Raw genomic sequence first — 19,691 nt, 5'->3', positions numbered from 1 at the left:
GTGCAGACATGCTGCGCGGGCGCTTGTTCTGCAGTGGAAAAAGCTTATGCCTTCCGGCTAGATCAAACGCGGCACCATAGAGGGCATGGGCCTGCTGTTGCTGGCCCTTGTTCATAAGCATCGGAGACTCTCCCCATGGTTCAACGTCGTCATTTTCTCGGCCAGTCCGCAGCCATGGCTGCCTCGGTGCTGGCCACCACCTCGTCGTTGTGGGCCCTGCCCGCGCAGGCCCAGGACGGCGTGCTGCGCATCATCGTCGGCTACCCACCCGGCGGGGCCACGGACCGTGTCGCACGCATCGTGGCCGACAAGCTGCAGGCCAGCCTGGGCAGCACCGTGATTGTCGAAAACAAGGTGGGCGCTGGCGGCCGCGTGGCTGCGCAGTTTGTGAAGAACGCCCCCGCCAGCCAGCCGGTGCTGATGCTGGCCAACCCCGCCGTCATGGTGGTGGCGCCGCTGGTGGTCAACAACCTGGGCTATGACCCGGAGCAGGATTTTGTGCCGGTCAGCGAAGTCAACCGCTATGTGTTTGGCGTGGCCGTGGCCAGCGCCGTGCCTGTCAAGGAAATAAAGCATCTGCTGGCCTGGCTTAAGGCCAACCCGGCCAAGGCCAATATCGGCGTGCCTGCCACCGGCAGCCTGCCGCACTTTTTTGCGCTGATGCTGGGCCAGCAAGCCGGCGTCGAGGCCGAGGCAGTGGGCTACAAGGGCTCGGCGCCCCTGCTCACCGATCTTATGGGCGGGCAGGTGCCGGTGGCCGTCGATACGCTCGACACCTTGGTGCAGCAGCACCAGGCGGGCAAGCTGCGCCTGCTGGCCGTCAGTGGCGATGCCCGCAATGCCGCCGTGCCCGATGTGCCGACCCTGAAGGAGGCGGGCGTGAACCTGTCTGCCGCCGGCTGGAACACCTTTTTTGCGCCCCAGTCCATGCCTGCCGCACAGGTGCAGCGCTATGCCGCCGCCATCCACAAGGTGATGCAGGATCCAGAAGTGCACAAGCAGTTTGCGACCAACTACCTGGACCCGGTGGCCAGCACCTCCGAGCAGACCGCCAAGGCGCTGCAGGCTTACAAAAAGCAGTGGGCGCCGGTGATCCAGGCCTCGGGCTACAAGCCCTGATCCGTTTTCCCCTGAACTGCCAGACGCAGGCTGCGCACCGACCGGGTGCTGCCCTGCCATGACTGTGAGCGAGACCCCGTGTTGAAACGACCGAACATCATCTTTATCGTGGCCGATGACCTGGGCTACGCCGATCTGGGCTGCTATGGCGGCCGCAATGCCAGCTTTGGGGCCGTATCTCCGCACATCGATGCGCTCGCCGCCGGGGGCCTCAAGCTGACGCAGGGCTATTCCAACTCGCCGGTCTGCTCGCCCACGCGCTTTGCGCTGATGACGGCGCGCTACCAGTACCGCCTGCGCGGTGCGGCCGAGGAGCCGATCCGCACCGCCACACGCGGCAATCCGGACCTGGGCCTGCCGCCCAGCCACCCGACCTTGCCATCGCTGCTGCGCGAGGCGGGCTACCGCACGGCCTTGATGGGCAAGTGGCACCTGGGCTACCCGCCGCATTTCAGCCCGCTTAAATCGGGCTATGAAGAGTTTTTCGGGCCCATGTCGGGCGGGGTGGATTATTTCAGCCACTGCGGTGCCAACGGCCAGCATGACCTCTGGTTTGGCGAGGCCGAGCGCGAGCAACCCGGCTACCTGACCGACCTGATCAGTGACTACGCGGTGGACTACATCGACCGCATGGCGGCCGGCGCGCAGCAAGACACTCCCTTCTTTTTGAGCCTGCACTACACCGCGCCGCATTGGCCCTGGGAAACGCGGGACGACGAAGCCTTGTCGCGCGAGCTGGTCGAGAACAAGCAGGCCATCTACCACCTGCATGGCGGCAATATTGAGAGCTACCAGCGCATGATCCACCACATGGACGAAGGCATTGGCCGCCTGGTGGAGCGCTTGCAGGCCCATGGTCTGGCAGACGATACCCTGATCGTCTTCACCAGCGACAACGGCGGCGAGCGCTTCTCCGACAACTGGCCGCTGGTGGGCGGCAAGATGGACCTGACCGAGGGCGGCATCCGCGTGCCCTGGGTGGCCCACTGGCCGCGTGTGATTGCGCCTGCGGGCGAGAGCCGCCAGACCTGTATGACGATGGACTGGAGCGCCACCATGCTGGAGATTGGCGGGGCGACCGCCGCTGCCGACTACCCCTGGGACGGCCAGTCGCTGCTGCCGCTGCTGCAAGACGTGGCCTGGCAGGACGATCAGCCTCTGTTCTGGCGCATGAACCACCGCGGCCAGCGCGCGATGCGCAATGGCGACTGGAAATACCTGCGCGTCGACGGGGTGGACTATCTGTTCAACCTGCGCGCCGATGAGCGTGAGCGCGCCAACCTGGCCACCGTGCTGCCGGAGCGCCTGCAAGCCATGGTGGCCGCCTGGGAGGCTTGGAATGCCAGCATGCCGCCGATCCCGGGGGATGCGACGGTGAGCCTCTGCTACACCGATGCCGACATGCCCCAGCGTTGAGCATCATCACTGGGCCGCTTGCGGCCCGGTGTCTTCTTCATCGTCCTCAGGAATCGCCGCAAAGCTGATGCCGCCGAGCAAGGCCATCACCAATGCAAACAGGTAGACGGCGTTGCTGATACCCAGGCTCAGGCTGTAGCCCCAGGCGATGACCGAGCACCAGATGCTGTCCTTGTACTGGGCCGCGCAACCGGATTGGGCGGGCATGTGCACATACCAGATGACGGCCACTGCCGCGAAGGCCAGGGCGACGACGACACCCAGCACATTGCGGTGGTAGCGCAGCATCGCAATCAGCGAGAGCGGCACCAGCGCGCCCCAGACAAACATCATCAGCCAGCTGGCCATGGGGGCCTGGGCCAGCCAGCTGGACAGCGCCGGCCAGTGCAGCTGGGTCTGGATCAGCTGCAAGCCTTCACGGACCAGCGGCAGCACCAGAGCGGCGAGGGCCACGCACAAAAGCACGATCCCCAGGCAGATCCGCTTGGCACTGAAATGGCGCCGGTGGTGGCTTTCGCTGGGGTTGGAATGCAATCCATGGTCATGGGTGATGACAGCCATCTTTGTCTCCTGTTGGAGGCTGTCATTGCGGGCCGCAGGCAACTTGCAAGTGCCTACAGCGGGCATTGCAGCCCTGTTTTAAGGAACCGCATGCACGATGTGGCCTGTTGCAATGCGGCAATCGAGGCGCAGAGGACGTTGGCTGATGGGTACAGCACACCCGCTACACCTTCACTTCAATATAGACCTATTCAGCCCAGGTGGCTATAGGCGCAAGCCGAGGGCTTGCGCCTGCGCATATGTGAAAACTGCATGTGCAAGCGCATTTTTATTCGTGTTCCTGCAGCGTCTGGCGGCCTAAATTGGTGGCTATCCCCATCCATTTGACCGTAGAGGCGATTTATGACGACAACCGATACCAGCCTGCCCGATGTACTGGAGGCCGCCTGGAAGACGGCACAGGGCCAGGCTCTGGGTTACGCCGGCGGCGTGTCCCCCCGTGCCGCCTGGCAACTGGTGCAGCAGCAACTGGCCGTGCTGGTCGATGTGCGCTCGGCCGAAGAGCGCCATTTTGTCGGCCATGTGCCCGGCAGCATCCATGTCCCCTGGGCGACCGGCACGGCGCTGACGCGCAACCCCCGTTTTGTGCGCGAGCTGGAGGCTCGCCTGTCCGCCCATGGCGGCAAGGAGGCCGTGGCGCTGCTGCTGTGCCGCAGCGGCAAACGCTCAGTGCTGGCCGCTCAGGCGGCGGAGGCTGCCGGTTTTCGCCATGTCTTCAATGTGCAAGAGGGCTTTGAAGGCGAGCTGGACGCGCAGCAGCAGCGCGGCCATGGCGATGGCTGGCGCTACCACCAGCTGCCATGGGTGCAGGACTGAGGCCCTGACCTTCCACAAGTGCGCTTTGATCCCCCCACGAAGGTATGCCATGACCACCCCCTTCCCCATCCAAGAAGTGGCCGCACAGTTGGCCGAGCAGCGCCGCCATTGGCGTGATTCCCACCAGCGCAGCCAGGAGCCCGGCGGGCGCGAGTTCCCCTCGCGCGATGCGCTGGCGCAGACCCTGGGTCTGCTCAAGGGCGTTCTGTTTCCGATGCGGCTGGGCCCGCATGATCTGCTGCAGGAGAGCGAGGATTTTTATGTGGACCATACGCTGGATGCCGCCTTGCACCGGTTGCAGACCCAGATCGCGCTGGAGCTGCGCTACACCCAGCGCAGCCCCGCGGGCACCGAGGAGCCGGCCCAGGCGCTGACGCGCCAGTTTGCGCTGGCCTTGCCCGGCATCCGCCGCCTGCTCGACAGCGATGTGCAGGCCGCCTACGAGGGCGACCCCGCTGCCCGTACCGTTGACGAGGTGCTGCTGTGCTACCCCGGTGTGCTGGCGCTGATCCACCACCGCATAGCGCACCAGCTGTATGTGCTGCAACTGCCGCTGCTGGCCCGCATCGTATCCGAGCTGGCGCACAGCGAAACGGGCATTGACATCCATCCCGGTGCGCAGATTGGTGAGGGCTTCTTCATCGACCATGGCACCGGGGTGGTGGTGGGGGAGACGGCAGTGATTGGCCGCAAGGTGCGCATCTACCAGGCTGTCACCTTGGGCGCCAAGCGCTTTGTGCAGACCGCGCAAGGCCATCTGCAAAAGGGCCAGCCCCGGCATCCGATTGTCGAAGACGGCGTGGTGATCTATGCCGGCGCGACCATCCTGGGCCGGGTCACCTTGGGCGCAGGCGCTGTCATTGGCGGCAATGTCTGGCTGACGCAGAGCGTAGCTGCCGGCGCCCATGTGACCCAGGCATCGCTGCAGGCGGCGGCCCAGCGCCCCCGCAATGAACCCACGTTGCCCGCTGAGGAGGCCGCGCTATGAATGACTTTTCCCACCATTTCGGGCTGGCCGTGCGCCGCTCACGCGAGGCCATGGGCTGGTCGCAGGAGCAGCTGGCCGCGCAGGCCGACCTGAACCGCTCCTATGTTGGCGAGGTCGAGCGCGGCCAAGTGGCGGTGTCGCTGGCCACCATCGGCAAGCTGGCCCAGGCGCTGCAGGTGCCGCAGTCCACCCTGGTACTGCGCGGTGAGGAACTGCACCAGCACTACCTGGTGCGGGCCCAGCACATGCAGCGCTTGGCGGCGATAGCCGGTTGAAGCAAAAGCGCTGCAAGGTGATGATTTTTCTGTTCATTCACACGCGCAACCGGAGAGAAATATGACAGCGAATGTAGGCGGCACGACCGCATTGGGCGACAGTGCTGCACGGCAGTTAGCCAACGCCACCAAGACCGTTCCCCAGCTTTCCACGATCAGCCCGCGCTGGCTGACCCATCTGCTGCAATGGGTGCCTGTCGAGGCCGGTATCTACCGGCTCAACCAGGTCAAGAACCCGGAGGAGATCCGGGTGGCCTGCACTGCCAAGACCCATGAGAACCAGCTGCCGCGCACTTTTGTCGAGTACGAATCGCAGCCGCGCGAATTTTTCCTGAACGCCGTCAGCACCGTGCTGGATGTGCATACCCGCGTCTCCGACCTGTACAGCAGCCCGCATGACCAGATCAAGGAGCAGCTGCGTCTGACCATCGAGACCATCAAGGAGAACCAGGAAAGCGAGCTGATCAACAACCCCGACTACGGCCTGCTGGCCCAGGTGGCCGAAGAGCAGCGCATCCTCCCGCTGACGGGCGCGCCCACACCCGATGACCTCGATGAGCTGCTGACCAAGGTCTGGAAGGAGCCGGCCTTCTTCCTGGCCCATCCGCTGACCATTGCCGCCTTTGGCCGCGAGGCCACGCGCCGTGGCACCCCGCCGCCCACCACCAGCCTGTTTGGCTCGCAGTTCATCACCTGGCGCGGTGTGCCGCTGATCCCGTCGGACAAGGTGCCGGTGGCCGATGGCAAATCCAAGATCCTGCTGCTGCGCGTGGGCGACAAGCGCCAGGGTGTCGTGGGTCTGTTCCAGCCGGGCCTGCCGGGCGAGCAGGGGCCAGGTCTGTCGGTGCGCTTCATGGGCATCAACAACCATGCGATTGCCTCGTACCTGATCTCGCTGTACTGCTCGCTGGCGGTGCACACGCCCGATGCGCTGGCCGTGCTCGATGACGTGGAGATCAACAAGTACCACGACTATCCCGATACCTACAAGTGAGCAAAGGAGCCGCCATGGTTTCCGCCGTATCCGGCCTGCCCGAGCCATCGGGCGCGCCCATCTCCACCGAGCTGCTGGCGCAGCTGGCCACGGCGCTCTGGGCCGAGCGGCCTGCGGCGCCAGCGGGCCTGCCGCCCGGTGTGCAAGCCCCTGTGAACATCGCGCCACCGGGCTCGCCGCTGGCCAGCCCGGCCGGCCTGGGCCCCAACGTGCCTGGCACCCCCATCCCTGCCGGCGTGCTGCCGGGCAGCAATCTGTTGCCGGCATCGCCCACGCCGGTGCTGTCGCTCGCCCACCGCGCCCCGGCCTTGCTGCCCCATGCCGCCGCCGGCAATGGCGTACCCGACACGCTGCACAGCGCGTTGCCCGCCTATGAGCCGCGCCTGGGCGGGCTGGTGCAAGGCCTGCCACCGCTGGCCGCCGTGCCCAGCACTGTGCCAAGCGCAGTGCCAAGCGCTTTGCCCGCCGCTGCCAGTGGCTATTACTTTCTGGATGCACCGGCAGCCGCCGCGCCCGGCGATGCGCCATTGCAGGCACTGGCCGACCAGGCCCGCCGTGCCGCGCCCGACCCGCATCTGGACGGCATCGATCTGCGCGGCCCGCGCGCGGCCGATGTGCCGCCGCTGGGCCAAGCGCTGCAGGGGCAGGGCGCTGCGCCGCAGTACTACTTTGTGCATGCCGTGCAACTGCCCAATGGCTTTGTCACACCGGCCAAAGCGCATCCCCATGCCGATGCGGCGCCCGTGGCCGCGCAGCAGGACCGCCATCCGGGCTTTGACATCCAGGCGGTGCGGCGGGATTTTCCGATTCTGTCCGAGCGCATCAACGGCAAGCCGCTGGTCTGGCTGGACAATGCCGCCACCACGCACAAGCCGCGCCAGGTGATCGAGCGCATCAGCCATTTCTATGCGCATGAGAACTCGAACATCCACCGCGCGGCCCACACCCTGGCCGCGCGGGCGACCGATGCCTATGAGCATGCCCGTGAGGTGGTGCGGCGCTTTATCCATGCGCCCGATGCGCGCGAGGTGATCTTTGTGCGCGGCACCACCGAGGCCATCAACCTGGTGGCCAAGGCCTGGGGTGGGACGAATGTGGGCGAAGGCGACGAGATCATCATCAGCCACCTGGAGCACCATGCCAACATCGTTCCCTGGCAGCAACTGGCAGCGGCCAAGGGCGCGCGGCTGCGGGTGATTCCGGTCGATGACCAGGGCCAGATCCGGCTCGATGAGTACCAGAAGCTGATCAACGACCGCACCAAGATCGTGGCCATCGGCCATGTCTCCAACGTGCTGGGCACGGTGGTGCCCGTCAAGCAGGTGGTGGAGATCGCCAGGCGCCGGGGTATCACGACCTTGATCGACGGGGCGCAGTCCATTGCGCACACCCCGGTCGATGTGCAGGACCTGGGGGCGGATTTCTTTGTCTTCTCGGGCCACAAGATCTTTGCACCCACCGGTATCGGCGTGCTATGGGGCCGGCGCGAGGTGCTCGAGGCCATGCCACCCTGGCAGGGCGGCGGCAACATGATTGCCGACGTGACGTTTGAGAAAACCGTCTACCAGCCCTTGCCCAATACCTTTGAGGCGGGAACCGGCAACATCGCCGATGCGGTGGGCCTGGGCGCAGCGCTGGAGTATGTGGAGCGCATCGGCATCGCGCAGATCAGCCGCTACGAGCATGCGCTGGTGGACTACGGCATGGCGCAGTTGGCCAGCATTGCGGGGCTGCGCCTGATCGGCACCGTGCCCGGCAAGGCCAGCGTGCTGGCCTTTACCTTGGACGGCTACAGCACCGATGAGGTGGGCCAGGCGCTCAATGCCGAGGGCATTGCCGTGCGCACCGGCCACCACTGTGCGCAGCCCATCCTGCGCCGCTTTGGGGTAGAGACCGCCGTGCGGCCCTCGCTGGCCTTCTACAACACCTTTGACGAGGTGGACCAGCTGGTGCGAGAGGTGCGCAAGCTCGCAGCGCGGCGGCGCTGAGCGGCGGGATTTTCAGCCTTGCAGCAACGAAAAGCGCCGGTCACAGCCGGCGCTTTTCTTATGGGGAGTGCTGTGAACAGCTGCCTAGAGCTGCGCCACCGCATCCACCACTTCCTTGACACTCAGCACCTCGGACAGGATCTGCGGCGCCTTGCCCGGTGCATACAGCACATAGACCGGCACGCCACTGCGGCCCAGCTGGTTCAGTGCCTGGGTGATTGCAGGGTCCTGGCGGGTCCAGTCGGCGCGCAGCAGGTTCACCTGCTTGTTCTCAAAGGCGGCCAGCACCTGGCTGTCGCTCAAGGTGGTGCGCTTGTTGTACTGGCAGGTGACGCACCAGGCGGCCGTGAAATCCACAAACACCGGCTTGCCTGTGGCATTGATCTCGCTGACCTTTTGTGCCGACCAGGGCTGCCATAGCGCGCCGCTGGCTTGCTGGCCGGGCGCAGGGGCGGGCGTGGTCAGGTAGTGGCCCATGGCAGTGGCCAGGTAAAGGCCGCCGGCCAGCGACAACACGGCAAAGCCCCAGCGTGCGCGGCCTTGCAGGCCCAGTGCCCAGACCAGGGCCGCCAGCAGCACCAGCAAGGCCAGCAGGGTGGCCGCGCCATCGATGCCGCTTTGCTGGCCCAGCACCCAGACCAGCCACACCACGGTGGCGAACATCGGGAAGGCCATCGCGCGGCGGAAGGTGTCCATCCAGGCGCCAGGGCGTGGCAGCCAGCGCACCACAGCAGGGATCCAGCTGGCCAGCAGATAGGGCGCCGCCATGCCCAGGCCCAGCGCGGCAAACACCAGCAAGGCCTCGGCAGCCGGCATGCTGACGGCCAGGCCCATCGATGCACCCATGAACGGTGCCGTGCAAGGCGAAGCAATGGCAACGGCCAGCACACCGCTCAGGAAGGCATTGGTGATGGGGCTCTTGGCCTGCTTGCCTGCCAGGCTGCTGGGCACAAAACTGCCAAACTCAAACATGCCCGCCAGGTTGAGGCCAATGACGGTAAACAGCGCTGCCAGCGCCGCAATCACCAGCGGCGATTGCAGCTGGAAGCCCCAGCCCAGCTGCTGGCCCGCAGAGCGCAGTGCCAGCAGCAGTGCGCCCAGCGCCAGGAAGGACAGCACCACGCCCGCCGTGTAGGCCAGGCCGGCCTGGCGCTGCTCGCGCAACTGGCTGCCATGGGTGGTAAAGCCCAGCACCTTGAGTGCCAGAATCGGGAACACGCAGGGCATCAGGTTCAGGATCAGGCCGCCGACAAGCGCACCCAGCAGTGCCAGCCAGAGGCTGCCTGAGGACGCGGGTTGAACCGGAGCAGAAGCCTGCGCATTTTTTGCCAGTGCTGCCGCCAGCTCGGGCGATACCTGCGCGATGGCGGCGGCCTTCCATTGGCCACTGACAGGCGCCACGGTGCGCCAGCCGACGGCGCCATCTACGACCATGTGCTTGTCAGTAGTCAGCACCAGCGCAATGTCCTCCGGCGTCTGGCCCCGGTTGGCCGACAACGGCACCACAGCCGTCCAGTCCGTGCCCTCCCATTGCTGGGTAAAGTCCTGGCCGTCCTGCATCGCATGGTGCAAGGTGTCGGGGCTCTCGCTGAGCACCTGCAGGCTTTGGCCCTGCAGGGCAGCGGGCAGGCCGGAGACGCGCAGCTTCAGCGTATCGCCATCGACGCTGGCCTGGCTGCTGCCTTGCAGCGCGACGGGCGCCTGGGCATGGGCTTTTGCAAAGCTGTCGGCCAGCAGCGCGGTGCTGCTCTTGGTGGGAATGGTCAGGCTGAACTGGCCTTCTTCCGGAATGCATTCAACGCGGCAGATCAGCCAGTTGGCATGCAGGCGCACCGTCACATCGCGGGCATCGGCCGAGAAATCGCTGGGGATCTGCACCGTGACGGGCAGCAGCACCTGGCCTTCGTAGCCATAGTTCACCAGGCTGCCAACGCGGATTGGGTGGGGCGTGGGCCAGGCGATCTCGCCAGCATCCCAGCCGGGTGGCAGCTGCCACTGCAGCTGGGTCGGCAGGCCGGAGTCGCCGGGGTTGGTCCAATAGGTATGCCAGTCGGGCTGGTGGTCCAGCAGCAGGCCCAGTTCAATGCTTTTGCCGGGCTCAATGCCTTGGGGCGCCAGTGCCACCAGCTCGGCCCGCACCCGTGGGGTGGTCACGACGCTGCCAGTTGCAGCGCTGGAGGCCGTGTCCATCGCAGGGGCGCTGGCGCCGCTGCCGATCTGGAGCTTGATCTGCGCCTGGGCATGCAGCGCCGTGCCGCTCAAAACCAGCACAAGCAGTGTAAAAAAAAGCGCTCCTATCGAGCGACGCAGGGAAGCATGGGGCATATCACGTGGTACCTGTTTGTCTGGCGGGTGAGAGGACAGATACATGGAGAGGTTCCCGCATCATAGAGCTTGCGCCGCCTTTGCGCTGGTAGCCCCCAGCCTATAGCCATTACTGGTGCCCTGGTAGGCACAGAGACGCAAAAAAGGCCACTGCGCGGCAGTGGCCTGTTCCCATGGGACGGGGAGTGTATGCGCCGTCCCTGGATAGCATGCCGGCTTCGTGGTTGCCGGCAGGCGGGGAAAGCTTATTCGCCTTCCAGGATCGAACCGTTGGCCAGTGCCTGGCGGGCAGCCTGGGTCACTTCAGCGCGGCTCAGCTGGCCCTTGCCCAGTTCGTAGGCGTTGACGGTCGACTGGTTGCCTTGGGCAATCATCGTGTTGGTCTTGCGGGCTTCAGCCAGCTGGGCTTGCACATCAGCGCGGTTCACGGCGCTGGTAGCAGCGGCTTGAGGGGTGATGGCTTGGTCGCCTTCAAAAGGGTTGGCTTGGGCAACGGAAGCACCCAGAGCCAGGGTTGCGGCGATAGCGAGAATACGTGCGTTCATTTTTCTTTCCTTTGGTATTGCGTCCGGCCTGTTGGTCGACTCGCATCGTTTTTTGCTACGTCTGCAAGCCGTTGTGGTTTGCGGTGTAGCTTTTGTTTAACGATGGAATGAAGTTTATATTGGTATCTATCTCTGATAAATAGCCAAAAATCAAACGGATTGTTCCGAAATTTGGCTGAATTAGCTTGGAACTTTTACAAATATGTGACAGCTAACCCTGGTAATTACCCTAAATTAGGGTATTTACTATGGGTAAAAATTGGCTATGTTTATTAGTCATTAATAAGAGAAAAGCTATCGAATGGATAGTCCTTGGTCCCTCGCTGCATCAGCTTGCGATCAGCGGCGTATGCAGCACCCAGATACTGCCGCAGTGCTGGCAACGTCAGCCCAGTGCCTGACTCCACAGCCTTCGTGAGAGACCTTGCACCAAGACACCTGTGAGACAGACGGCCGCTGCCCCCGGTCTGCAGCGGGCCCACCCTGTGCAACCATCCGGCGATAGCGGCTGCGAATGGTGGCATTGCTGGCAAGTATTAGACAGCACTCGCAGCGCTGCCCACAATGGGCTGACAACAATCGTACAGAGACAGGAGACATTGCATGGACATGACCCAGCGCCGCCATTTCCTCACCACCCTCGCAGCCGCTGCGGGCGCCGCCAGCGTGCCGCAATGGGCGCAGGCGCAAACGGCCTACCCCAACAAGCCGGTGCGCGTGATCGTGCCCTTTGCCGCAGGCGGCACCACTGATGTGGTGGCCCGGCTGGTGATGCAGAAGATGGGCGAGCTGATGAAGGCCAGCTTTGTCATCGACAACCGGGGCGGCGCCAACGGCATGATCGGCACCGGCGAAGTAGCCCGCGCCCAGGCCGATGGCTACACCCTGCTGTTCAACACCGCCGGTGCGCAGACCTTGAGCCCGGTGATCTACAAGGCGCCTTATGAGGCGGCTGCCAGCTTTGCGCCGGTGGCCAAGGTCTGCTCGGTGGGCTTCATCATCATTGCCCGCAAGGACCTGCCAGCCAACTCGCTGCAGGAGCTGATCGCGCTGGCGCAGAACAAGGACAAGCCGCTGACGGCGTCGTCAGGCAGTGCCATCATCAACCTGATCACCGAGCAGTTCAAGCATGTGATCAAGGCGCCGCAGATCATCAATGCGCAGTACAAGGGCACCAGCCCGCAGATGCAGGCCGTCGTGTCCGGCGAGGTGGATTTCTCGTTTGACTCCTTTGCCGCCGTGGAGATGATCAAGGCCGGCAAGGTCAAGGCGCTGGCCGTGGTGTTGCCCCAGCGTGCGGCCTCCTTCCCCGATGTGCCGACCCTGGTCGAGCTGGGTGTCAAGGACATGGAGTTCAGCTCCTGGGCCGGCCTGCTTGCGCCCAAGGGCACGCCCAAGGAAATCGTGGCCGCCCTGTCGCAGAACATCGACAAGGTCATGCAGATGCCCGATGTGCTGGCCAAACTCAAACAGTACGACTACATCCCCGTGAAGACCACGCCCGAGAGCTTTGCGCAGGAGATCCAGGCCGAGACCGACCGCTGGAAGCAGGTGGTCAAGGCGACGGGTTTCAAGATCGAATAAGGGCTGCGGCCTGCTGCGCTGCACGCAGGCGGGGCCTGCAGCAGCGGCCATTAAAAAAGCCACCGGCATCAACCGGTGGCTTTGTCGTTGAGGCCTGCAGCGCTTACTGCTTGCGTGCAGCAATCGCCTTCTCGGCGGCGGTCACCAGGTCGGCGCCCACTTGCTGCTTCCACTTGTCATACACCGGGCGGGTGGCCTTCACAAAGGCCTCGCGCTCGGCTGCGCTCAGCTCGGTCACGGTGACGCCATTGGCGCTCAGTTCTTTGACGAGCGGCTTGTCCGCTTCGATCATGCCTTTGCGCGCAATGGCGATTTCTTCCTGGCCGGCTTCGATGGCGGCCTGGCGCACGATGTCCTGGTCGGCCTTGCTCCAGCTGGCCCAGATGTCCTTGTTGACGACAAAGATCAGCGGGTCATTGATGTAGCCCCAGAGGGTCAGGTACTTCTGGCCCACGGTGTTGAGCTTGGCAGCCTGGTAGACGGCAACCGGGTTCTCCTGGCCGTCCACCGCGCCGCTGGCCATCGCCGGCTGGGCATCGGCCCAGCTCATCTGCGTGGGGTTGGCGCCCAGCGCGCTGAAGGTGTCGACAAACAGCGGCGAGCCGACCACGCGGATCTTGAGGCCCTTCATGTCGGCAGGGGTCTTGATCGCATGCTTGGAGTTGGAGATCTCGCGGTAGCCGTTCTCACCCCAGGCCAGTGGCACCACGCCGGCTTTCTCCAGGCGGGCAAACAGGCGCTTGCCAGGCTCGCCCTGGGTCAGCGCATCGGCTGCGGCATAGTCGGGCATCAGGAAGGGCAGCGCAAACAGGTTCAGCTCCTTGATCTGCGGCGACCAGTTCAGGGTGGAGCCGACTGCCATGTCAATCACGCCCTGGCGCAGTGCCGAGAATTCTCGCGTCTGGTCGCCCTGCACCAGCGACACGCCGGGGTAGAGCTTGATGTTGATGCGGCCCTGCGTGCGCTCGCGCACCTTGTTGGCCCAGATCTCGCCGCCCTTGCCCCAGGGGAAGGCCGTGCCCAGCACCAGCGACATGCGGTACTCGCTTTTGTAGTTGCCCTGGGCCTGCACGGCGGGCGCGGCAAAGCTCAGCGCCGCAGCGGCGGCCAAGGCGGTGGCGAGGAATTGACGGGTTTTCATGGTTTTGTCTCCGGGTGGTTCAAGGGGAAATTGTGCAAATCCAGGGGCTGGGTAGCGGCGTTGGCGCCTGTACCCAGCCCGGGCTCCGATCAGTAGCCCAGCTTGGCGGGCAGCCACAGGGCCAGTTGCGGGAAGGCGATGACCAGCACCATCACGCAGAACATCGCAAACAGCATCCAGCCGACCCAGCGCACGGTCGATTCCATGCGCACGCCTGCAATGCGGCAGCTGACCATCAGGTTCACTGCCAGCGGCGGCGTGAACTGGCCCAGCGCCACCTTCAGGGTCAGGATCACGCCAAACCAGACGGGGTCCCAGTGGTAGTGCTGCATGATGGGCATCAGCAGCGGCACAAAGATCAGGAAGATGGAGATGCCGTCGAGGAACATGCCCACGGTGATCAGCATCAGGATCAGCAGCGCCATCACACCCCATTCGCCCAGGCCCGAGTTGACGATCGCGTTGGTGATCGGGTCGATCACGCCCAGGGTGGACAGCGAGAATGCGAAGATGCCAGCGAGCGACACAACGATCAGGATCACGGCCGACAGCTCACCGGCCTCGCGCAGGATCGGGAACAGGTCGCGCACACCGATGGTGCGGTGCACGACCATGCCGACGAACAGACCGTAGAACACGGCGACCACGGCTGCCTCAGTCGGTGTGAACCAGCCCATGCGCATGCCGCCCAGGATCAGCACCGGCGCGGCCAGGCCCCAGGCCGCTTCGCGCAGGCTCTTCCAGAACGCGGGGCGGGGCAGGCTGGCTTCCAGCGCGCCCATCTTGTGTTTGCGCGACATCCAGACCGCCGGGATGATCAGCGCCAGGCCCGCCAGAATGCCGGGGACCATGCCGGCCGCAAACAGCGCCGGCACCGAGGCCCCGGGCACCAGCACCGAGTAGATGATGAAGGCCACCGACGGTGGGATCAGGATATCGGTGGCCGCAGCGGCCCCGACCACGCTGGCCGAGAAGCTGCCCGGATAGCCGGCACGGCGCATCGCCGCAATCATCACGCCGCCCACTGCCGCCGCATTGGCGGGGCCGGAGCCCGAGATGCCGCCCAGGAACATGGCCACGGCAATGGCCACCAGCGGCAGCATGCCCGGGCCGCGCCCGACGATGGCCACGGCAAAGTTGACCAGCCGCAGCGCTACGCCGGAGCGGTCAAAGATCGAGCCCACCAGCACGAACATCGGAATGGCCAGCAGCGGGTATTTGCCCAGGCCGGCATAGAAGTTCTGCGGAATGGCCAGCAGGCCAAACCATTGCGCATCGGCATTGGCCAGTGCAATGGCCACGGCGCCCGCCAGGCCCAGCGCGGCGCCAATGGGCACGCCCAGCAGCATCAGCGCAATAAAGCCGATAAAGAGCAGGGTGGCAATCATGCGTGCTCCTTGGCTGCAGCATCGCTGCCTTCGGAGTACACATGCGCAAAGCTGGCCCGGCCCTGGCGCAGGAACAGGCCCAGCGCGCGCAAGGTGATCAGCGCGGAGAACACCGGCAGCCAGATGGAGTACCACCACTGCGGCACGCCAATGCCGGGTGAGGTTTCCTCATAGCGGTAGTCGTCGTACACGACGCGGATGCTGAGCACGCAGATCAGCGCAAACAGCAGGGCCACCGTCAACGCGCCAAAGCGGGCAAAGGCCTTGCGCCGGCGCGCGTCGCCGCGTTCGGCAAAGTATTCGATGCGGATGTGCAGGTTGCGCGCGACGGCTGCCGAGCCGGCCACCATGGCCAGCAGAATCATCAGGAACACCGAGATCTCTTCGGTCCAGGCAAACGAGCCATCGGTGAAATAGCGCACGATGACATTGGCAAAGGTGATGAGCGCCAGCAGCGCCATGATCACGACCGTGAGCCAGTCTTCCAGCCACAGCCCTTTGGCTGGGGCGGGCTCGCTGGGGAGGGAAGAGGAAGGGTCAGCGCTGCTGCCGCCCGAAGCATGAGGGGAGGGTGATGCCATAACAACCGGTCGCGAGAGGGCTTGGCTAAGCCAAGGGTGAATGCGGAAAACACAAACCGCCTTGTGGGCGGACCATCGGTATCGGATAGATCGGTATCTGCGGCAGCGCCGCGCCTGGCAGGTGGGCCAGTGGGGCCCGATTATGGCCTTGATCAGGGGGCTTGCAAGCCATCCTTTTCCCGGGGATGGGCCCTCTCAGTCGCCTGTGTTGCCGGTGCAGGCAGCAGATCTCGGCGAGCAACTTGTCCCCAACGGTGATGGGCGTGTGGATAATGCGCGGATGGAAACCAAGTGGCTTGAAGATTTTGTGAGTCTGGCGGAAACGCGCAGTTTCAGCCGGTCGGCGCAGTTGCGCCATGTCACCCAGCCGGCATTCTCTCGGCGGATTCAGGCGCTGGAGTCCTGGGCAGGGGCCGATCTGGTGGACCGCAGCTCCTACCCGACGCGGCTGACGCCAGCGGGCAAGACGCTGTACAACCAGGCCATCGAGATCCTGCAGGCGGTGCAGAGCACGCGTGCGATGCTGCGGGTGCATTCGTCCTCGGGCAAGGACATCATCGACTTTGCCGTGCCCCACACCCTGGCCTTCACCTTTTTCCCGACCTGGGTGTCGGGCCTGCGCAATGACTTCGGCCTGTTCAAGAGCCGCTTGATCGCCCTCAACGTGCACGATGCGGTGATGCGCCTGGTCGAAGGCGGCTGTGATCTGCTGATTGCCTACCACCATGAATCCCAGCCCATCCAGCTGGACCCGCAGCGTTATGAAATGGTGAGCCTGGGGCGCGAGGTGATGGCGCCGTATTGCAAGCCGGGGCTCGATGGCCTGCCGCTGTTCCTGCTGCCTGGCGCGGCCGAAGTGCCTTTGCCCTTTCTGGGCTATGCGCCCGGGGCCTATCTGAGCCGGGTGACCGACCTGGCCCTCAAGCAGGCGCCCGAACCTGCCTACCTGGACCGCGTCTACGAGACCGACATGGCCGAAGGCCTCAAGGCCATGGCGATGGAAGGACATGGTCTGGCCTTCCTGCCGCAAAGTGCGGCCAAGAAGGAGCTCAAGGCCAAGAAGTTGGTGCGTGCCGACTACCCCAGCTCGGCCCAGTGGGAAGTGGCGATGGATGTGCGCGCCTACCGCGAAAAGCCCCAGTCCAGTGATGCGGTCAAGACCGGTGCGCAGGCCCTGTGGGACTACCTCGTATCCCGCAACACTGCTGGAAATTCATGACATCTATAAGAATATAGATATTTTGGATTTGCAGGGTAATTTCTAATATGCGACTTAAATTTTCTGTGCAATGCTTGCGGATTGCTCGTGTTGCAGTTGGTTAGATGTACGCGATTTGTTCGAAAAAGGCTATGAATTGTTATCAGTTCATTGCGATTTTTCCGGATAGTTGCAGCGCTCAGTCTGCTGGCATTATCTGGACGGACTGCACAATACGTTGCGTGTCAGTTGTCGCTTTGGCGTCTTCCGAGGCCAATAGTTGTCAACTTTATTGATTTATCTGGAGGTCTGATGATGAAGAAACATTTGCTGGCTTTTGCAGTCGCAGCGGTTGCTGCAGGTAGCGCTTTTGCGCAAGCGGGCGATACGCTGGCCAAGATCAAGTCGTCTGGCAGCATCACCTTGGGTGTGCGCGAGTCTTCGGGCCTGGGCTACACGCTGGGTAACGGCAAGTATGTTGGCTTCCACACCGAGATGGCTGAGCACATCGTGGGCGACCTGCAAAAGCAACTGGGTCTGGCCAAGCTGGACATCAAGTACCAGCCCGTGACCTCGCAAAACCGCGTGCCCCTGGTGCAAAACGGTACCGTGGATCTGGAATGCGGCTCCACCACCAACAACCAGTCGCGCCAAAAGGATGCTTCTTTCGCCTTCACCACCTATGTGGAAGAAGTGCGTATCGCTGTGAAGGCCAACTCCGGCATCACCGGTATCAAGGACCTGAACGGCAAGACCATCGTGACCACGACCGGTACCACGTCGGTGCAGACCCTGCGCAAGAACAAGCGCGCTGATGGCCTGACCTTCAAGGAAGTCATGGGCAAGGACCACGCCGACAGCTTCCTGATGCTGGAGTCTGGCCGCGCCGACGCCTTCATCATGGACGGCTCCATCCTGGCCGCCAACATCTCCAAGTCCAAAGCACCTGCTGACTACAAGGTCGTCGGCGAAGTGCTGTCGGTCGAGCCGATCGCCTGCATGCTGCGCAAGGACGACACCGCCTTCAAGAAGGCTGTGGACGACTCCATCGTGCGCCAGATCAAGGATGGCTCGCTCGAGAAGCTGTACGACAAGTGGTTCATGCAACCTATCCCTCCTAACAACGTGAAGGTGGGCCTGCCGCTGTCGGCTGCAACCAAGGATGCTTGGGCCAACCCGAACGACAAGCCCATGGAAGCCTACGAAGTCAAGTAAGCACACCATTTAGGTACCGCCCTTCCAGCCTGGGGTTTGGGGGGGCGTTTTTGTTGGTACTGGTTTCTGTCAGTTGCGACCAGGCACCAAACATTGCTACAAAGACAAAAAAAGAGGTAGTCCTATGAATTGGGATTGGCAAGTATTTTGTGAAGACACGATTGAGCGCCAGGTCGTGCAGGGCTGTTTCGGTAAAAACGGCGATGTCACGTATCTGGACTGGTTGTTGTCTGCGTGGGGATGGACTATCTCCGTTTCCTTGTGTGCGCTGGTGATCGCGCTGATCGTCGGCTCCATCATCGGTACCCTGCGTACCCTGCCTGACCGGCCCTGGACGGTGCGCCTGGGCAATGCCTGGGTGGAGTTGTTCCGCAACATCCCACTGCTGGTGCAAATTTTCCTGTGGTACCACGTCGTGCCCGCCATCTTCCCCGCACTCAAGCAAGTGCCTGGGTTCCTGCTGGTGGTGCTGGCGCTGGGCTTTTTCACCTCGGCGCGTATTGCCGAGCAGCTGCGTGCCGGTATCCTGGCGCTGCCCCGTGGCCAGCGTTATGCCGGTATGGCTCTGGGTTTCACGACCTTCCAGTACTACCGCTATGTGCTGCTGCCGATGGCGTACCGCATCATCATTCCGCCGCTCACCAGCGAGTCGATGAACATCTTCAAGAACTCGTCCGTGGCCTTTGCCGTGTCGGTGGCCGAGCTGACCTTGTTCGCGATGCAGGCGCAAGAGGAAACCTCTCGCGGCATCGAGGTCTACCTGGCGGTGACCGCGCTGTACATGATCTCGGCATTCGTGATCAACCGCATCATGGCCTTCATTGAAAAGAAGAGCCGTATCCCGGGCTTCATTGCCGCTGGCGGCTCCGGAGGTCACTGAGATGAATTTGAATCTTGATTTTTCGTTCTACAACTGGGACCTGATCCAGAACTTCATCATCAAGGGTCTGATGTTCAGCGTGATGCTGACCATCGTGGCCACCCTGGGTGGTATCTTCTTTGGCACCTTGCTGGCACTGATGCGCCTGTCGGGCAAGAAGATCCTGGTGGTGCCTGCCACGATCTATGTCAACGGCATGCGTTCGGTGCCGCTGGTGATGGTGATTCTGTGGTTCTTCCTGCTGGTGCCTTTGCTGATCGGCAAGCCCATCGGGGCGGAGATGTCAGCGGTCATCACTTTCGTGGCGTTCGAGGCCGCGTACTTCTCCGAGATCATGCGCGCCGGTATCCAGTCCATTCCGCGTGGCCAGGTGTATGCCGGTCAGGCCGTGGGCATGACCTATGGCCAGAACATGCGTCTGGTGGTGCTGCCCCAGGCCTTCCGCAACATGCTGCCGGTCTTGCTGACGCAGACCATCATCCTGTTCCAGGACACCTCGCTGGTCTATGCCATTGGCGCCTACGACATGCTCAAGGGCTTTGAAGTGGCGGGCAAGAATTTCGGCCGTCCGGTCGAGGCCTATCTGGCTGCCGCCGTGCTTTACTTCATCATCTGCTTTACGCTGTCGTGGTTCGTCAAGCGTTTGCACAAGAAGATCGCCATCATCCGTTGATGCT

At 63.5% G+C, this 19,691-nt stretch carries 18 protein-coding genes; 12 read left to right on the top strand and 6 right to left on the bottom strand.

Annotated elements, in window-relative coordinates; genetic code table 11:
- The first annotated feature begins 135 nt into the window (after positions 1-135).
- The gene (locus LPW39_RS22310) at positions 136-1,119 is read left to right on the top strand and encodes a Bug family tripartite tricarboxylate transporter substrate binding protein (protein WP_407928900.1); all 984 of its coding nucleotides are present in this window, start codon (positions 136-138) and stop codon (positions 1,117-1,119) included.
- A 78-nt stretch (positions 1,120-1,197) separates the two neighbouring features.
- On the top strand, positions 1,198-2,535 hold the full coding sequence (locus tag LPW39_RS22305) for a sulfatase family protein (protein ID WP_230780710.1): 1,338 nt from the start codon (positions 1,198-1,200) through the stop codon (positions 2,533-2,535).
- A gap of 6 nt (positions 2,536-2,541) precedes the next feature.
- Here LPW39_RS22305 and LPW39_RS22300 read toward each other — a convergent pair whose 3' ends face one another.
- Entirely contained in the window at positions 2,542-3,096 is a 555-nt protein-coding gene (locus LPW39_RS22300) for a hypothetical protein (RefSeq protein WP_230780708.1), read from the bottom strand.
- Between the two features lie 342 nt (positions 3,097-3,438).
- Between LPW39_RS22300 and LPW39_RS22295 the strand changes: the two genes are divergently transcribed.
- The 5 genes from LPW39_RS22295 to LPW39_RS22275 all read left to right on the top strand — a co-directional run bounded on the left by LPW39_RS22295 (position 3,439) and on the right by LPW39_RS22275 (position 8,157).
- The gene (locus LPW39_RS22295) at positions 3,439-3,912 is read left to right on the top strand and encodes a rhodanese-like domain-containing protein (RefSeq protein ID WP_230780706.1); all 474 of its coding nucleotides are present in this window, start codon (positions 3,439-3,441) and stop codon (positions 3,910-3,912) included.
- Between the two features lie 49 nt (positions 3,913-3,961).
- Positions 3,962-4,900, top strand: a complete 939-nt coding sequence (gene epsC, locus LPW39_RS22290; protein ID WP_230780705.1) for a serine O-acetyltransferase EpsC — start codon at positions 3,962-3,964, stop codon at positions 4,898-4,900.
- Entirely contained in the window at positions 4,897-5,175 is a 279-nt protein-coding gene (locus tag LPW39_RS22285; RefSeq protein ID WP_133855029.1) for a helix-turn-helix domain-containing protein, read from the top strand. The genes epsC and LPW39_RS22285 overlap by 4 nt, the downstream gene beginning before the upstream one ends.
- Positions 5,176-5,236: 61 nt before the next feature.
- Positions 5,237-6,169, top strand: a complete 933-nt coding sequence (locus LPW39_RS22280) for a family 2A encapsulin nanocompartment shell protein (RefSeq protein ID WP_230780703.1) — start codon at positions 5,237-5,239, stop codon at positions 6,167-6,169.
- A gap of 14 nt (positions 6,170-6,183) precedes the next feature.
- Positions 6,184-8,157, top strand: a complete 1,974-nt coding sequence (locus LPW39_RS22275) for a family 2A encapsulin nanocompartment cargo protein cysteine desulfurase (protein WP_230780701.1) — start codon at positions 6,184-6,186, stop codon at positions 8,155-8,157.
- A gap of 84 nt (positions 8,158-8,241) precedes the next feature.
- On the opposite strand, the gene LPW39_RS22270 is transcribed toward LPW39_RS22275, so the two are convergent.
- Positions 8,242-10,482 carry a protein-disulfide reductase DsbD family protein gene (locus tag LPW39_RS22270; protein ID WP_407928899.1) on the bottom strand — a complete coding sequence of 747 codons (2,241 nt, stop codon included), beginning with the start codon at positions 10,480-10,482 and terminating at the stop codon, positions 8,242-8,244.
- Between the two features lie 245 nt (positions 10,483-10,727).
- On the bottom strand, positions 10,728-11,027 hold the full coding sequence (locus tag LPW39_RS22265) for a hypothetical protein (RefSeq protein WP_230780699.1): 300 nt from the start codon (positions 11,025-11,027) through the stop codon (positions 10,728-10,730).
- A 603-nt stretch (positions 11,028-11,630) separates the two neighbouring features.
- Here LPW39_RS22265 and LPW39_RS22260 point away from each other — a divergent pair.
- On the top strand, positions 11,631-12,611 hold the full coding sequence (locus LPW39_RS22260; RefSeq protein ID WP_230780697.1) for a Bug family tripartite tricarboxylate transporter substrate binding protein: 981 nt from the start codon (positions 11,631-11,633) through the stop codon (positions 12,609-12,611).
- Between the two features lie 103 nt (positions 12,612-12,714).
- Here the strand turns inward: LPW39_RS22260 and LPW39_RS22255 are convergent, their stop codons facing one another.
- The 3 genes from LPW39_RS22255 to LPW39_RS22245 form a co-directional block, all read right to left on the bottom strand.
- Positions 12,715-13,752, bottom strand: a complete 1,038-nt coding sequence (locus LPW39_RS22255) for a DctP family TRAP transporter solute-binding subunit (RefSeq protein ID WP_230780695.1) — start codon at positions 13,750-13,752, stop codon at positions 12,715-12,717.
- 89 nt (positions 13,753-13,841) lie between these two features.
- The gene (locus LPW39_RS22250; RefSeq protein ID WP_230780693.1) at positions 13,842-15,140 is read right to left on the bottom strand and encodes a TRAP transporter large permease; all 1,299 of its coding nucleotides are present in this window, start codon (positions 15,138-15,140) and stop codon (positions 13,842-13,844) included.
- Entirely contained in the window at positions 15,137-15,721 is a 585-nt protein-coding gene (locus LPW39_RS22245; protein ID WP_230780690.1) for a TRAP transporter small permease, read from the bottom strand. The genes LPW39_RS22250 and LPW39_RS22245 overlap by 4 nt, the downstream gene beginning before the upstream one ends.
- A 280-nt stretch (positions 15,722-16,001) precedes the next feature.
- Here LPW39_RS22245 and LPW39_RS22240 point away from each other — a divergent pair, with 280 nt between their 5' ends.
- The 4 genes from LPW39_RS22240 (at position 16,002) to LPW39_RS22225 (ending at position 19,687) form a co-directional block, all read left to right on the top strand.
- Positions 16,002-16,940, top strand: a complete 939-nt coding sequence (locus LPW39_RS22240) for a LysR substrate-binding domain-containing protein (protein ID WP_230780688.1) — start codon at positions 16,002-16,004, stop codon at positions 16,938-16,940.
- Positions 16,941-17,234: 294 nt separating this feature from the next.
- Positions 17,235-18,134, top strand: coding sequence for an amino acid ABC transporter substrate-binding protein (locus tag LPW39_RS22235; RefSeq protein WP_230780944.1), 900 nt, complete (start codon positions 17,235-17,237; stop codon positions 18,132-18,134).
- A 124-nt stretch (positions 18,135-18,258) separates the two neighbouring features.
- A complete protein-coding gene (locus LPW39_RS22230) occupies positions 18,259-19,014 on the top strand; it encodes an amino acid ABC transporter permease (RefSeq protein WP_230780671.1) in 756 nt (251 codons plus the stop codon).
- 1 nt (position 19,015) lies between these two features.
- A complete protein-coding gene (locus tag LPW39_RS22225; protein WP_182344908.1) occupies positions 19,016-19,687 on the top strand; it encodes an amino acid ABC transporter permease in 672 nt (223 codons plus the stop codon).
- Positions 19,688-19,691: the final 4 nt, after the last annotated feature.

Source organism: Comamonas koreensis (assembly GCF_021026195.1).
GTDB classification, from domain to species: Bacteria; Pseudomonadota; Gammaproteobacteria; order Burkholderiales; family Burkholderiaceae_C; genus Comamonas; species Comamonas koreensis.
Note: the sequence above shows the minus strand (reverse complement) of the source record. Positions and strands in the feature narration are given on the sequence as shown.

Coding starts and splice junctions, on each gene's coding strand:
- LPW39_RS22310 (WP_407928900.1), top strand. CDS start 136: ATGGTTCAACGTCGTCATTTTCTCGGCCAGTCCGCAGCCATGGCTGCC.
- LPW39_RS22300 (WP_230780708.1), bottom strand. CDS start 3,096: ATGGCTGTCATCACCCATGACCATGGATTGCATTCCAACCCCAGCGAA.
- LPW39_RS22295 (WP_230780706.1), top strand. CDS start 3,439: ATGACGACAACCGATACCAGCCTGCCCGATGTACTGGAGGCCGCCTGG.
- epsC (WP_230780705.1), top strand. CDS start 3,962: ATGACCACCCCCTTCCCCATCCAAGAAGTGGCCGCACAGTTGGCCGAG.
- LPW39_RS22285 (WP_133855029.1), top strand. CDS start 4,897: ATGAATGACTTTTCCCACCATTTCGGGCTGGCCGTGCGCCGCTCACGC.
- LPW39_RS22280 (WP_230780703.1), top strand. CDS start 5,237: ATGACAGCGAATGTAGGCGGCACGACCGCATTGGGCGACAGTGCTGCA.
- LPW39_RS22275 (WP_230780701.1), top strand. CDS start 6,184: ATGGTTTCCGCCGTATCCGGCCTGCCCGAGCCATCGGGCGCGCCCATC.
- LPW39_RS22270 (WP_407928899.1), bottom strand. CDS start 10,482: ATGCCCCATGCTTCCCTGCGTCGCTCGATAGGAGCGCTTTTTTTTACA.
- LPW39_RS22265 (WP_230780699.1), bottom strand. CDS start 11,027: ATGAACGCACGTATTCTCGCTATCGCCGCAACCCTGGCTCTGGGTGCT.
- LPW39_RS22260 (WP_230780697.1), top strand. CDS start 11,631: ATGGACATGACCCAGCGCCGCCATTTCCTCACCACCCTCGCAGCCGCT.
- LPW39_RS22255 (WP_230780695.1), bottom strand. CDS start 13,752: ATGAAAACCCGTCAATTCCTCGCCACCGCCTTGGCCGCCGCTGCGGCG.
- LPW39_RS22250 (WP_230780693.1), bottom strand. CDS start 15,140: ATGATTGCCACCCTGCTCTTTATCGGCTTTATTGCGCTGATGCTGCTG.
- LPW39_RS22245 (WP_230780690.1), bottom strand. CDS start 15,721: ATGGCATCACCCTCCCCTCATGCTTCGGGCGGCAGCAGCGCTGACCCT.
- LPW39_RS22240 (WP_230780688.1), top strand. CDS start 16,002: ATGGAAACCAAGTGGCTTGAAGATTTTGTGAGTCTGGCGGAAACGCGC.
- LPW39_RS22235 (WP_230780944.1), top strand. CDS start 17,235: ATGAAGAAACATTTGCTGGCTTTTGCAGTCGCAGCGGTTGCTGCAGGT.
- LPW39_RS22230 (WP_230780671.1), top strand. CDS start 18,259: ATGAATTGGGATTGGCAAGTATTTTGTGAAGACACGATTGAGCGCCAG.
- LPW39_RS22225 (WP_182344908.1), top strand. CDS start 19,016: ATGAATTTGAATCTTGATTTTTCGTTCTACAACTGGGACCTGATCCAG.